General features: G+C 31.1%; 19 protein-coding genes. 1 reads left to right on the forward strand and 18 read right to left on the reverse strand.

Annotated elements, in window-relative coordinates; translation table 11 throughout:
- The 17 genes from A9G42_RS09840 to A9G42_RS09920 all read right to left on the reverse strand — a co-directional run.
- A partial coding sequence (locus A9G42_RS09840; protein WP_179854641.1) for a DDE-type integrase/transposase/recombinase occupies positions 1 to 339 on the reverse strand: 339 nt, incomplete at its 3' end.
- A complete protein-coding gene (locus A9G42_RS09845; protein WP_065653324.1) occupies positions 336 to 707 on the reverse strand; it encodes an IS3 family transposase in 372 nt (123 codons plus the stop codon). The genes A9G42_RS09840 and A9G42_RS09845, both read right to left, overlap by 4 nt.
- Positions 707 to 964, reverse strand: coding sequence for a transposase (locus A9G42_RS09850; RefSeq protein ID WP_034909955.1), 258 nt, complete (start codon positions 962 to 964; stop codon positions 707 to 709). Before A9G42_RS09850 ends, A9G42_RS09845 begins: the two co-directional genes overlap by 1 nt.
- Before the next feature lie 510 nt (positions 965 to 1,474).
- Positions 1,475 to 1,888: a hypothetical protein gene (locus A9G42_RS09855; protein ID WP_065653325.1), complete on the reverse strand. Its 414-nt coding sequence runs from the start codon at positions 1,886 to 1,888 to the stop codon at positions 1,475 to 1,477.
- 5 nt (positions 1,889 to 1,893) lie between these two features.
- A complete protein-coding gene (locus A9G42_RS09860) occupies positions 1,894 to 2,793 on the reverse strand; it encodes a phosphorothioated DNA-binding restriction endonuclease (RefSeq protein WP_065653326.1) in 900 nt (299 codons plus the stop codon).
- A gap of 159 nt (positions 2,794 to 2,952) precedes the next feature.
- Positions 2,953 to 3,609, reverse strand: a complete 657-nt coding sequence (locus tag A9G42_RS09865) for an antirestriction protein ArdA (RefSeq protein WP_065653327.1) — start codon at positions 3,607 to 3,609, stop codon at positions 2,953 to 2,955.
- 65 nt (positions 3,610 to 3,674) lie between these two features.
- Positions 3,675 to 4,922 carry a tyrosine-type recombinase/integrase gene (locus A9G42_RS09870; RefSeq protein WP_065653328.1) on the reverse strand — a complete coding sequence of 416 codons (1,248 nt, stop codon included), beginning with the start codon at positions 4,920 to 4,922 and terminating at the stop codon, positions 3,675 to 3,677.
- A gap of 84 nt (positions 4,923 to 5,006) precedes the next feature.
- The gene (locus tag A9G42_RS09875) at positions 5,007 to 5,216 is read right to left on the reverse strand and encodes a helix-turn-helix transcriptional regulator (protein WP_065568227.1); all 210 of its coding nucleotides are present in this window, start codon (positions 5,214 to 5,216) and stop codon (positions 5,007 to 5,009) included.
- Between the two features lie 110 nt (positions 5,217 to 5,326).
- Positions 5,327 to 6,718, reverse strand: coding sequence for a hypothetical protein (locus A9G42_RS09880; protein WP_143426151.1), 1,392 nt, complete (start codon positions 6,716 to 6,718; stop codon positions 5,327 to 5,329).
- Between the two features lie 16 nt (positions 6,719 to 6,734).
- Positions 6,735 to 7,061 (reverse strand): hypothetical protein, encoded by a 327-nt coding sequence (locus tag A9G42_RS09885; protein WP_065568229.1) that lies wholly within the window; start codon positions 7,059 to 7,061, stop codon positions 6,735 to 6,737.
- 40 nt (positions 7,062 to 7,101) lie between these two features.
- Complete coding sequence (locus A9G42_RS09890) at positions 7,102 to 7,638, reverse strand: hypothetical protein (RefSeq protein WP_065568230.1); 537 nt, start codon at positions 7,636 to 7,638, stop codon at positions 7,102 to 7,104.
- A 51-nt stretch (positions 7,639 to 7,689) separates the two neighbouring features.
- The gene (locus tag A9G42_RS09895) at positions 7,690 to 8,316 is read right to left on the reverse strand and encodes a hypothetical protein (RefSeq protein ID WP_065653330.1); all 627 of its coding nucleotides are present in this window, start codon (positions 8,314 to 8,316) and stop codon (positions 7,690 to 7,692) included.
- Between the two features lie 301 nt (positions 8,317 to 8,617).
- A complete protein-coding gene (radC, locus tag A9G42_RS09900; RefSeq protein ID WP_065568232.1) occupies positions 8,618 to 9,070 on the reverse strand; it encodes a RadC family protein in 453 nt (150 codons plus the stop codon).
- Between the two features lie 115 nt (positions 9,071 to 9,185).
- Positions 9,186 to 9,776, reverse strand: coding sequence for an EcsC family protein (locus tag A9G42_RS09905; RefSeq protein WP_065653331.1), 591 nt, complete (start codon positions 9,774 to 9,776; stop codon positions 9,186 to 9,188).
- A gap of 364 nt (positions 9,777 to 10,140) precedes the next feature.
- Positions 10,141 to 10,320 carry a hypothetical protein gene (locus A9G42_RS13715; protein ID WP_131798866.1) on the reverse strand — a complete coding sequence of 60 codons (180 nt, stop codon included), beginning with the start codon at positions 10,318 to 10,320 and terminating at the stop codon, positions 10,141 to 10,143.
- 278 nt (positions 10,321 to 10,598) lie between these two features.
- Positions 10,599 to 11,060 (reverse strand): hypothetical protein, encoded by a 462-nt coding sequence (locus A9G42_RS09915; protein ID WP_065653332.1) that lies wholly within the window; start codon positions 11,058 to 11,060, stop codon positions 10,599 to 10,601.
- Positions 11,061 to 11,181: 121 nt separating this feature from the next.
- Complete coding sequence (locus A9G42_RS09920; protein ID WP_065653333.1) at positions 11,182 to 11,781, reverse strand: inovirus-type Gp2 protein; 600 nt, start codon at positions 11,779 to 11,781, stop codon at positions 11,182 to 11,184.
- A 375-nt stretch (positions 11,782 to 12,156) separates the two neighbouring features.
- Here A9G42_RS09920 and A9G42_RS09925 point away from each other — a divergent pair, with 375 nt between their 5' ends.
- Positions 12,157 to 12,876, forward strand: coding sequence for a hypothetical protein (locus A9G42_RS09925; RefSeq protein ID WP_065653334.1), 720 nt, complete (start codon positions 12,157 to 12,159; stop codon positions 12,874 to 12,876).
- A gap of 17 nt (positions 12,877 to 12,893) precedes the next feature.
- Here the strand turns inward: A9G42_RS09925 and A9G42_RS09930 are convergent.
- The coding region (locus tag A9G42_RS09930) for a transposase (protein WP_143426058.1) at positions 12,894 to 13,217 on the reverse strand (324 nt) is incomplete at its 5' end.

Genomic DNA, 13,217 nt, shown 5'->3' on the forward strand with positions numbered 1-13,217 from the left:
TAAGTTGTTAAAAAGATATAAATCGAGTACTTCAGTACGATAGGTACGATTAAATCGTTCAATATAGCCATTTTGATAAGGGCTACCGGGCTGGATATAATCAATGGTTATATCATGTGATTTAGCCCAGTTTATAAAGGTTTTTCCTGTAAATTCTGGCCCATTATCGACCCGTATTTTTAATGGATACCCATGATATTCGGCCAGTTTATCTAAGTAACGGGTAATCCTTCCTGCGGGTAAGCTTACTGCAATATCAATCCCTAATGCCTCACGATTAAAGTCATCGATGACATTGAATGTCCTAAAGCGACGTTGATTACGACTACTGTCACTCATAAAATCCTTGACCAACATTCACCTTGTTTATTGGGGACTAATAACCTTTCCGGACATCGTGGAGGAATGCGTTTTTTACGCTTTACCCTGAGATTAAGCTTTAATTCACAATACACCCGATATACCCGTTTATGATTCCATTGATAGCCAAGCTTTCTGATACGATGAAAACATTTAGGAAAGCCCCAGCGTAAATGCCGGTCTGTGATAGCATTCAACACCGAAACAATCACCGAGTCATCCTGCAACTTAGGTTGATAATAGTAAGCACAACGGCTTAAGCCAACAATAGCACAACTCATAACAATAGTAACCGAATGATTTTGTTGTAGTTGCTGTGCCCACGTTTTACGTGCCTTGGTGGGCACTAAAGCTTTTTTATGATTTCTTCCTGAAGCTGGGATTTTAAGCTCAGTTCGGCAAACATCTGTTTAAGCTTACGGTTTTCCGCTTCTAGCTCTTTTAAGCGTTTAATATCCGACGTTTCCATACCGCCGTATTTTTCTCGCCATTTATAGAAAGTTGAATTACCCATGCCATATTTACGGCACAGTTCTTTAACGGGAATACCCGCTTCAGCTTCTTTTAAAATAGCGACGATTTGATGTTCAGTCATTTTTTTCATCATTAAATCCTCTTTTACTTTTATCATAGAGAATTTTCTACTTTTTTGCTGTACTATTTTAGGGGATAGTTACAAATTGATTTTGGCACTTGTTTTAGCTAAGCATAATAACCTGATATGCTAACATTTAATTGACGGAAAATCTGTGGCACTGAATACGATGATAAATGTTGCTTCATATATTTGTACATTTGCACTTTACCGACTTGGATTGTTGATAAAGTATACATGCACCTTTTTTAGAATTTCATTTGCCATTCTTAGTTCTTTGTTTTCTTTTTCTAGTGCAATCATTTTTTGTTGCTATGGGGTTAGTTTTCGTTTATTAGTTTTATTTGGATTGATTTGCATTATCCATCTATCAAGCGTTGATTTACCTATACCTAAATAGTTAACGATTTCTGATAATGAAAGATGCGCATTAGATAATGCATAATCAACCGGCTGTTGTTTTAACGCTGTGCTAAATTTTTTGACACATAATGTGTTCTCCTATGTTTGTTAGTTATATCATAGAGGTGACATTTGTCTATTTTTGGGCGAGGATAAAACATCAGATTGGCTAGTTTGATAAGGATCTCCAGCTCTAACTAGATGGCCCGAATAGGTATATTCTTTATCTTTAAACACTTCAAAATAATGTACGCTAATACCATTAGATTCTATTTCATTTAGCGTTTTATTTTGTATAAAGTCTAGGCTTTGATCTCCCTTTTGCCCCATTCCTGTGTAATGCAATATATCATTGTCCCAAACATCAGAGTAAACTGATTCAATATGATTAGTAATAAGCACTAAAGTTTTTGTTGTATTAGATTTACGCATTCCGCCTTGGGGACTACATTTAAATATTTCACATAGTTGTTGATTGTTTAAAACAGTTCCTGGAATTAGCTGTTCAATTTGCTCGGCATTCTTACCCATTATTCTTATTTCCTAAACACTTCCTTGAAATGCCATTCGATAAACTGATCATGTAAATAATCTTCTCTTGTTCTTGGTAAGAGAATTTTTTTACCATCAAAATCCCAAAATAGCTTTTCTACCATCTGATTACCATTAGCACCATTGGATATTTTGATTTTTAGGTCACTATTTAGACCTATTACGCCCATATCAAAAGCGGAGTGATGTAATGAACAAAGCGCTAAACCATTATTTACAATACAAGGCCCTCCATGTTGTTTCCATTTAACATGGGCAGCTTCAAGACCAATTGAAATTGAGTCATGCCTTAAATCGTAACCACAGATAGCACATTGATAGTTGTAAGCCCGTAACACCGACTGTCTAAACTTTGGATCTCGTTGACGGTAAAAATCAGTAAAATCAAATTCAAGTTGATTGATTAAATTTTCCTGAACACTTTCGGGAAAGTGCTGATTTAAAATTTTTTCAGCCAATTGATTAATAATAAGAGGATGTTTTGTTAGATATTGGTAGGTTGGTTCATCAAATCCACCATAAACTTGGCATGATATAAGTTGCTTGCTGGTTGGTTCTTTACTCGGTTTATTGCTATTAATACAATTTTCAATATTAGTCAATTGCCAAAAGCCATCTTTTTGTAAACGCCAAAAAGGCATATTTGGATAATAATGATTTCTCTGTGGCCCAAAGCGATTTAATAAATCAAAAAGAGGGGGTTCAATTTCCGTCCCATAATTAAATAAACGTTCGTGACCTTGTCTATATTGTGATAGTACATATAGAAGCAATAATGGTTTATGGGGTGCTCGTTGATCCCCTTTTTTCCAAATGGTGATATCGGTGATTTTTTGTATTAACTCTTGAATATTCACACTATTGAATGTAATAAATAAACTCATATTGCAAATATTACACCATTTTTGTGAAATGGTTCACAAAATTTATACATAACAAGATAAAAGTGGTACCAAAAACAAAAATTTAAATCACTAATGAATTCCCCTTATAAAGCTTTAAATAAGCTTTATTAAGAGGAATAACTAATTATTTAATGATTTTTAAATAGAAATACAATACTCTTCTGGAACACTTTTCCCATCGTAATCAAAACTAAAACTTTCACCTGTATAATAGATGTAATTACCAGAATAAAATGTGCCACTTTGTTCAAGTGCAATATCATGGCCATATCGTTCGTAATCAAAGTAATTAGCTAAGTTACCGAGTTCTTTTAAATTATAACAACCACTTTCAGCAACCCAATAGAAACCTAAATCATATTCATTGCTGATGTTATATAGACATTGAAAACAATCTAAGTTATCTGTTAGATTAATTAAGTCTGTAATTGAATTAATATTTACGCCAATGTCAATGGCTGCTTCATAGATTTCCATTTCATCATGACTCAATTCATCAAGTTTACAGGCTAAATAATTTAGTTCATCAAGATTGCTATGTTCAGAGATATAATTTGTTATGCCATATACAGACGATTTGTAACCACTTAAAAAGAACTCTTTGTAATTAACACTATCAATGCCAATTTGTTTAAAGCATTGTTTTACTTTTTCTGGTGTTGTTGGTAGCTCTAGCCATTCACCAATCAATTGTCCTTCTTTATATTTTCCTAAATGGGTGATAAATACTGAGATCATACCAGAACCCACCGTAGTGGATTTTAGGCATGATGATACACTAGGTAATGTTTGCATAAACAATTCCTTAATTTTTTGATATTAATTGATGTTGAGAAATGAATTAAACTGTGAGGTGTTTTTTAATTTGTTTTGAATTCGTAAGGCATAACAAACTCAGTTCGGATTGAATCTAAGTAATCAGCCCACCATTGGATCATTTTTGTTCTTTCGATAATATGTTGTGCTTTGTGGATATAAGCAGCTCTAACGCCATTACGTTCTTGATGACTCATTTGGCGTTCAACAGCATCTCGTGACCAGAGGTTTGATTCCACTAGAGCACTACATGCCATTGTTCTAAAGCCATGCCCACAAAGTTTTGTTTTTGTATCATACCCCATAGAACGCAATGCTTTGTTTATTGTGTTTTCGCTCATTGGCTTTCGTGCAGAATGATCACCAATAAATACCAGTTCATACATTCCACTAATTTCATATATTTGTTTTAAAACTCCTATTGCTTGATAACTTAGTGGAACTAAATGAGGTGTTTTCATTTTGGAGCCTCGGTGAGAATGAGGGACACCATCAATTTCCTCCCTTTCTGCTGGAATAGTCCAAATCTTTTTATCGAAATCAATTTCTGACCAACGAGCAAATCGTAACTCACTAGAACGAATAAATATAAGTAGAGAAAGTTTAATTGCCAATTTGGTTAACTCTCGTCCTTTAAAATTATCAATGCGCTCTAAAAGTTCAGGTATTTGTTCAAGTTCAAGTGCAGGGCGATGATTCACTTTTACTTTACTTACCACGCCTTTTAAATCTTGAGCTGGGTTATAAGAGATAAAACCATTTTGTACGGCATAACGCATTATTGCTGAAGTACGTTGTTGTAGTCGGCTAGCAACTTCAAAACGTCCCTGCTCTTCAACAGCTTTAATTGGAACAATTAACTGACGAGTAGTTAATGCTGAAATAGAATAAGCGCCAATTTTAGGGAATAAATACAATTCTAATGTTCGTAGTACTTTTGCTCTATGTGGCTCAGACCAAGTTTTATTATTGGTACACCATTTACGTGCAACTTGTTCAAAAGTAACTTGTATTACTTCTTCAGACTGTTTTGCTTTCTTTTCTACCTGTGGGTCAATATTTTTAGCTAATAATAATTTGGCTTCATCTCGTAGCCTTCTAGCTTCGCTTAATAAAACATTAGGATATTGACCTAGAGACATTAATTTTTCTTTAGTGTTGAAGTAATAGCGAAAACGCCAATATTTAGAACCATTGGCGTGAACGAGTAAGAACAAACCATCACTATCAGAAAGCTTATATTGCTTATTGTGTGGCTTGGCGGATTTAATTTTTAAATCGGTTAAGGACATAACGAATTCCTCAATTATAAAAATTTAGACATAAAAAAAGCCGCATATTTGACTATGCGGCCTTGGTTAATAGAAAGTTAACGGCTAATTAGCTTTGGTGTTTATCCATGCTTCAATCTCTTTTAGACGCCAACGAGAGGATCTTCCTAATTTGATAGGAGGTGGAAATTTATTTTGCTTTATCAAAGCATAAAACCATTTATCTGTCATACCAGTGAGTGTGGTGATATATTTCATATCAATTAGGTAATCTGGATGTGTTTGTGCATCCAAAGGGGATAAGAATGTTGACATTGTTGTACCTCTATTGAGTGATGTGGGTTAATTACATTCAATAGATAGGTAACAACAATATTTTTTTACTATTTAATAATCTATTCCTAATATCTATATTGATTAGATCTTTAGTTTTTTAGATTAGAATTAATATCATATAAAAGCTGATAAAGCGGATCATTATATACTGAGTCTACATATTGATCTGAATAAGTAGCACTAAAACAGTTATTAGCCAATTTAGAGTCAGAAATTACTGGTGGAAATGAATTGGTTTCAACAATTAATTCACAGTTGGCCAATATTGGTTTTTGTTCCCCTACTAATGACCAACGTATTTTTTGAGTATAGTTTTTGATTTTAATATTGCTTTGTAATTTTTCTAAAATCTCAATATTAGCTTTATTTTTGTTGTTATGAGGAACCAAAACATCAGATACAAACTTTGAAATAATATTTTTTTCTTTTGTCTTTAATGACTCAAGCAGTTCTCGGTAATTATTTGCTGGAATTTTTGTTTCTATCTTATGATCATAAACGCTAACTGTCTTTGGTGTTTCTCCCTCTAAAAAATATTGTAATGTTTGATCACAAGCACTACTATGAGCAAGATTAATCATTCCGTTATCATCGTCAATTTTAAGTAACTCATCGCTATAACGAATTTTTTTATTATAGATAGGATTTATAAAACCACCTTGATTCTCAAAAAGATAAGACCGGCTAAAATAAATTTTATGCTGTTTCAGTTGGTTATGAATATCCTTAATATCACTAAGCATTTCTTCTATTTTATTATGAATAGCTTTATTTGAAATATTTTCCCATCTAAAAGATGAGCTTGGTGAGGATTTATCCCTATCAACCATCCAATAAATATCCCCGACTAACGATGAATATTTAGAAGAATAAATATAATCAATAAGATCATTAACTAAAGAAATAGAATGATCTTCTAAAATAATTTTTTCAATACTTTCTTTGTTAGTTATAAAATAATTTCGGTTTTGTTGATAACGGATGAATGCTTTTGATTTACTTATATCATCCAATGCTTGTCCTAATAAGTTATACACCTCTAATCTTGCGTTAGCATAAATAAATTCTGTCGCATTTATATCAACATAATTTTCATAAATGGTGTATTTGTATCGTTTATTTTTTGATGCTTTGACTTCATCTATTCGGAATTTTTTATATTCTTCTGGAGAGACTTTAATGTCTGTTTCTACAAATTTGGATTTAAGAATATTTAATTCATCATCTAATTGAGCGTGTAAGAATTTTTCAGCATTTTTTGTATCTAGATTACAATTATACTCAACAATATCTCGTTTCTTTTCATCTTTTAAAAATTCCCAGTTCACTGACTTACATATCTCACGATTTTCTAATGCATTACCGACAGTGATTGTTTGATCTAATTGAGGGTAAATTAAAGCTTTTACTCTTTTGACCTCCTCCGAATCACCACAAGCTGTTAAGAATAAAACTACAATTATAATAAAATATTTTTTCATGTAAAAATTGCCCTTTTTAATCAAAAGCATATGTTTCTGTTCCCTTATTTGTATCGACTGTTACTTCAAGTATGTCACAACCAAATTTAGGTGTTACTTTAACTTTTTCTCCAAATTTAAGTTCAACAAGGTAGTTTTCAGTAGAGGAAATAATTTTGCAATTATCACGATTGATTACTACCTTATTAATTTTTATATTATTTTCTTTAGAAGTGATAAAAGCTTGTTGTACATAGTCATCTAATCGTTCGTTATAGTACTCATCCTTTTCTACAATCAAATTAGGCAAAGCGAATGCATTACTACAAAATAACAGAAATGTAGTTATAATAAGTTTTTTCATGGTCATTTAATCCTTATGTAAAAATTAGTTAACTCCATAATTAATTTTCACTTATCATTTTTTCATCTGGGTACATATTAGGATCGGTAATAGTAAACTTTTCGAAAGATATTAAAATAGGTTGAAAACCAATTACATAAGCAGGGATGTTATTATCTTTAAAATATCTTTTAGCCTCTTTAGTATAGTTGTAAACCATTTCACGTGTTTGACTATAGTCAACGAATATATCAGCCTCCCCCTCCATTTCGAATGTTCCTGTGATCAAACCTGTTAAGCCATTAGCTACTTTCGATTCCCAATTTGCAGTTCCACTGTTTTCTTTCCAAAACTTATCTTTTTGCTCTTTATCTAAAAATCCATAACGTAATTCAAATAAAACCATAGCAATATCATTTTGATTGTAATAGTCACGCATTCCTTTGAATTTAATAGGGATATTTATTGTATGAACTCCATTTTTGATAACTGCTAAATGTCGATTTAATCTTTCTTGTTTAATATCATCATTGTTTTCTGCATTTGCTATACTAATTGAAAATAAAATAGATAAAAATAATACAATTAAGTGTTTCATCGTTTTGTTTTGCTCCATTATTCTGTTTTTATCAAATTTAAATAGCCAAGATTAAAAAGGGCTTTTTTCATATTGGTTTTCGTCATCTACTCTAGATAAACCTGGCTCAGTATATTTATAAGTGATATATTCGACTTTTGTTGGTTGTAGGCCAATAACATAGAATGGAGCATCTTTATACCATTTTCTAGCTTCTAAAGTTAAAGCAAATACATGATCACGACTTGAACGAATTGGAAGTCCATGTGTGTTTAACCAGCTATCGAGCTTATCTTGAATCATATCAATAAATGCATTTTTGTAATCAGTATTATCCATATCCCATAATCGAACATCTTTTTCAGTTTTACCATCAAGAAGAATATAGCTAAGATCGAACTCTAATCTTGCAACCACTTTTGGATGGTTACATAACTTACCTTCATCAACATCAATACATTGAATTTGATCTAGAGTAATCTTTTTATGTTGTATTTCTTTTTTAAGCAATTCATTAAAGGATTTTAGACGTTCGGGATAGACGGGAACATAATCATAACGAGCCATTGGTTTCATTTGACTTAATTGATAGTCATTTATATCTATTTCACTATCTTGGTAAGGATTGTTATTTGCAAATGAAATTTGCGAAAATAATAGCGATATCGCTATGAATAAATTTAAGGTTATTTTAGACATTTTGTTATTCCTTTCATTTAATATAGATTCTAATTAGCTAAATAATATTTCTGAACATTAGTATTGGCATTTTGATTCTAAATTTTTACCACCATAAAAATTATTTTTAGTTAAAAACTCCAACAAGGTATTTTTCATAATAAAAATACGCTCCATTGTTAATTATTAGGTTCTATTTAAGAATATTTGGTTTTTAATTTTCACTGATCATTACAGCAAAGTCATATCGTTTAAACGGATCAATAAGATCTTATTGATCGTTAAAAACGATCAATACATATACATTGAAGACTTTTTAAAATTAGAGCCAGCTTTGTTCTGCAAAGGAAAAATGCGATTGTCGACCAATTACAATATGATCTAATACTCGGATATCAACGATATTTAGTATTTCTGTTAATTTTTGATTGATATTGCGATCTGCATTACTGGGCTGTGCTTCACCTGATGGATGATTATGGGCAAAAATAATAGCTGCTGCGTTATGTTTAAGTGCTTGTTTAATTATTTCTCTGGGATGGATTTCGACAGAGTTAATTGTGCCCATAAAAAGTGTTTCTACTTTAAGTAGTTGATGTTGATTATTTAGATACATAGCAACAAAGTGTTCTCGTTCTTTTTGTGCTAATTTTAGTCTAAGATAATCAATAACCTGTTTTGTTTTGGTGAACTGATTTTTTTCTATTTTCATTTGCTTTTCAAGCAATTTTAACGCTGTTGTCACAATGCGCTTTGTTGAATAGTTGGTTTTCATTTTTTCTCCTGTTAAGCTTGGCCAAAGCACCAGGTCTTTATGTAAAAACGGGAATAAATCAGATAAATTCATAACTAGATGAATTTTTAGATAAATGATTATTAGTGTTATTCGACTAATTGAATTGATTAAATTGATTTTTAGCAAATTGGCCAATGCGATAGGTAACTGTGCGATCAATAACCGCTCCCACTACACCGCCGAATATTGGGAGCATCTTAATTAACTTCACGCTATACTTTGCACTTAAAATAGTAATAAGTTGTTTAGTGATAGATAGATTTATTTTCCAAACCACTTCATTGGGTTGTTTGAGCAATGTAGCTAAGCAAAATTGCTGTAATTTTAATTTACTTGCCATCACACATAATGATAAGTAAATTAACATTTTAATTCGTTTGTCCTTCACATCTTGGCCTTGCAAAATAGCAATGGTTATAACGAGTCTCATTTGAATAAACAATACACTCAAAGCATTTGCAGGTAAAGTAATCGGTAAACTTGTCATTCCACCTAATCCAGTAATAAACCCTGTTGTCCCAGCTTTATTAGCTTCCTGTTTAATTAGGTTATCAAGGCTATCAGAATAGAAAGGAAAACGTGCTTTATGTTGTTCGGCTAACGTGTAAGCAGAAGCTAAACCATATCCGCCTGTTAAACAAATTTGATAGAGCCTATCAAGTAATAAAGATAATTTATCTGACATTTATACTTCCTTATTTAATGAATTAAATAAAGAATGAACATGATTGAAATAAGGTTCTAATGAATAAACTAAGGTGATTTGCGATATTTGATAATTTAACATGGTACACTCCTTATAAAAATATTAATTAAACAAACACATTGTGGTATTCAACTAATGATATCTATTTAAAATTATTTATAATCAGAGTGTTGAGATACATTGAGAAAATATGAAGCAAACAGGATAAATGGGTTTGCTTCATGAATAAGATTGAGGAGCAGGAGTTTCGAGAGCGTTCAATATTCTGTGTCATTTCGGTAAACTATGTAACAAAAAAGAAATGACACAGAGTTATGAACAAAATTTTTGATTATTACTAATACTACTTCTTGTTTTTTTCATAACGAGCTAAACTTTTCTTAGCTCTTTCTTTTTGTTCCTCTGTTGCTTTATCAGAATTTAAAATCATTTTTGCAGATTTTTCAATAAATTCTGGAATTATTTCAGTCACTGCAAAGTGTCCTGCTTGGTAAAGTTTTTTACCCAACCACTTAATAGCCATACTTGTACTCCGAACATTCTGGGCATGGAGATGTAAAATTCGGATCTCCACCACACACAGGACAGCTTTCAGGATGAGGTTCGCCAGGATAATATTGTAATGGACAAGGAATTTCTCCCTTACCATTGCATTCGCCACAATCATGTTTAGTCATTTCATCTCCTTAAATTATTTTTGAACAAAAATTTATCATTATTATTAGAAAAATATTACGTATTGTCATATCGTTTGTAACGATCAATAAGATCACGACTGATCGTTACAAACGATCAATTGATTTAGCCGAGAGTATATATACTTTTAATATACAAGGTACGAAGAGGATTATGTTTTTCCCACGAGAGTTGTGCTAATTCAGATAAAGCGTTCTTAGCTAGTTCTTGCTCAACATTAATACCATTTCCATCAGTTTGATTTTTCCAACAATCAGTAATTAACTTCATAATAACGTTATAATTTGCATATTGTTCTGAATCGAAATACAACATGGCAGGAAAGTAAAAGCCATATTGCTCATCAAAAGCCATTACCCAGACAATGCTAAGAATATGGTTAGAAAGTAATGTTAAATCAGACAAGTTCAACATATCCATATACGCATCTATTCCGTGTTTCCTTTGATAGGCATCATTATGATAGGCAAAATTTATTCTGACTGGATATAGCTTCCCATAACGTGTAAGTAACGATTTATCATGGGCTTTTAGCTTATTTAGTATTAGATCATAATACTTATACATTTTTTTATTCCTCTATATGAATTGTAGCTATACCAATGAGTCTGTTTTTGTCTCTTTGTCTAAACGTACTTTCAAAGACTCATTGTTATTTTCAAAAATTAAGTAAATTGCTTTTGTGTTATTAAATAGAGGAAGGTGTTAAAAATTTACTTACACCAAGTGTTCTAGGTTTTCCACGATGGCTAGGTGAAGGGACGTCGCTTAAAAATAGACAATCACTATAACGCTTCTTAAAAGGCTCTTTTTGTTCTGTTTTAGCTAAATAACTGAGCATATAACACGTCGAACAAAATGCTTCATGATCATAATGGTTTATCATTTTTAACCCGTTGATACGATAATTATTGCGCTGACAGTCATATAAGTAACCATTAGTCAGCTCATGCCATAATCTTTCCAATACAGCATAAATTGGATAGTACTTTTGTCTTTTTTGTCCGTTTACATAAAAAATAGAATGGAAATGGATATGTTCATTTTGATTGAATTCCATAACAACAGCATACCCTACAATATCAAGTTCAAATTGCATAGCTTGCCAGAGGAAAAATGTTATTTCATTTTTTGTTGTTTCGATATCAGTACTTAATTCATCATCTTTAGCATAATGAATATCAGCTCTAATAGGTAATATTTTTGAGTATTTGTTTTGTAGATGATTTAGATGTGCAATGAGTTGACCATTGAGTTGTTTATCAATATTAAAATTTTTATTTTGCATTTAGTTGCCCTTATCAAATTAGAGTTATTTGATAAGAGGCAAGATTATTTTTTTATTGTCTTAGTAACTGATGATGTACTCAGATAACATAATATTAATGTTATATATCTAATAATTTTCTTTTATAGAATAATATTAATTAACCTTAATTATAAAAATTGAAATTTATCTAATTGATTATTAATATTAATTTAATTTTACTTATAATTATTAAATAACAAATCACTACGTAAAATTAAACATAAAAATGAGTGTAAATATGCTCAATAAAATATACGTGAATATAAACATAAAAATAGATATAATTATTTATATTGATTAGTGGTTTAAAAATCATACAGATACAAAAATAGGGAAGAGTAAGAGTAAAATATTATGAAAATGAATATTGAAGAAGAAAGATTTAAATATCAAACAGATTACTTAAAAAAAAAACCAAGAGCTTGTTTTTGGATATTGCAAAAATTACGAGATGATGTCTTGGATAGCTTTTCACAAGAGCAAAGAGTAAGTATAGCATGTTCAAATAACCATTCATTGAGGGTCAAAATTTTATGTGATTATTTTAGCTCACCTGAAACACCTATTAGCCTTAGTTCATTAATAAGTGAATGGAATGAAATAGAAAAAAAAACTAAACCATTTCAATGGATAGATATTAAAAACAAAGATCAAGTATATTGGTTTTATATGCATATTAGAAGGAAAATAAATTCAAATAATTATGATTTCACCGCAATCACTGATTTAGTCCATATGGAACTTAGTGAGTTGTACTATATAGCGCATTATATTTTTGACGATTGGAGTTCTTCTCAAGAAAGTAAAGAACTTCTTCAAATTAAGATGAAAAAAAATTGGGAGCAAAAGAAATATAGAGATAAAGTAAAAGGGAAAAAAGTATTAAATATTTATTTGGAATCTAAAGTTAAAGATGAGTTAAAGAAACTAGCAAAAGAAAATAATAAAACAATAACAGACTTTGTTGAAAATTTAATTCAAAAAGAAGTTAAATTAGTTAATGAAAGGAAAAGAAGAGAAGAAAATATAAATAAAATGAATAAAAATAGGCGTCCTCTTCGAGACTGTTCATAATTCTGTGTCAGCTTAATTCACAAAGAGATTACCTTATCAAGACGATTAGGAAAAAATATCATCAATTGTGACAATGCTAAATTCCAATTTTGGATTGGCATTGTCCATTTTTTCTCCGCATTTTGCAACCCTAAATACAGCAGCTTAAGTAGGCTATTTTCATTAGGAAATCCGCTTTTTGTCTTTGTTAATTTACGAAATTGTCGATGAATTGACTCAATAGCATTGGTGGTATAAATCACCTTACGAATAGGCTCAGGATAGCGGAAATAAGCTGATAAATTATCCCATTTACGACGCCATGATTGGATGACGATTGGATACTTATCGCCCCATTTTTT

It is taken from the genome of Gilliamella sp. Nev6-6 (assembly GCF_001690605.1).
Lineage (GTDB): Bacteria > Pseudomonadota > Gammaproteobacteria > Enterobacterales > Orbaceae > Gilliamella > Gilliamella apicola_C.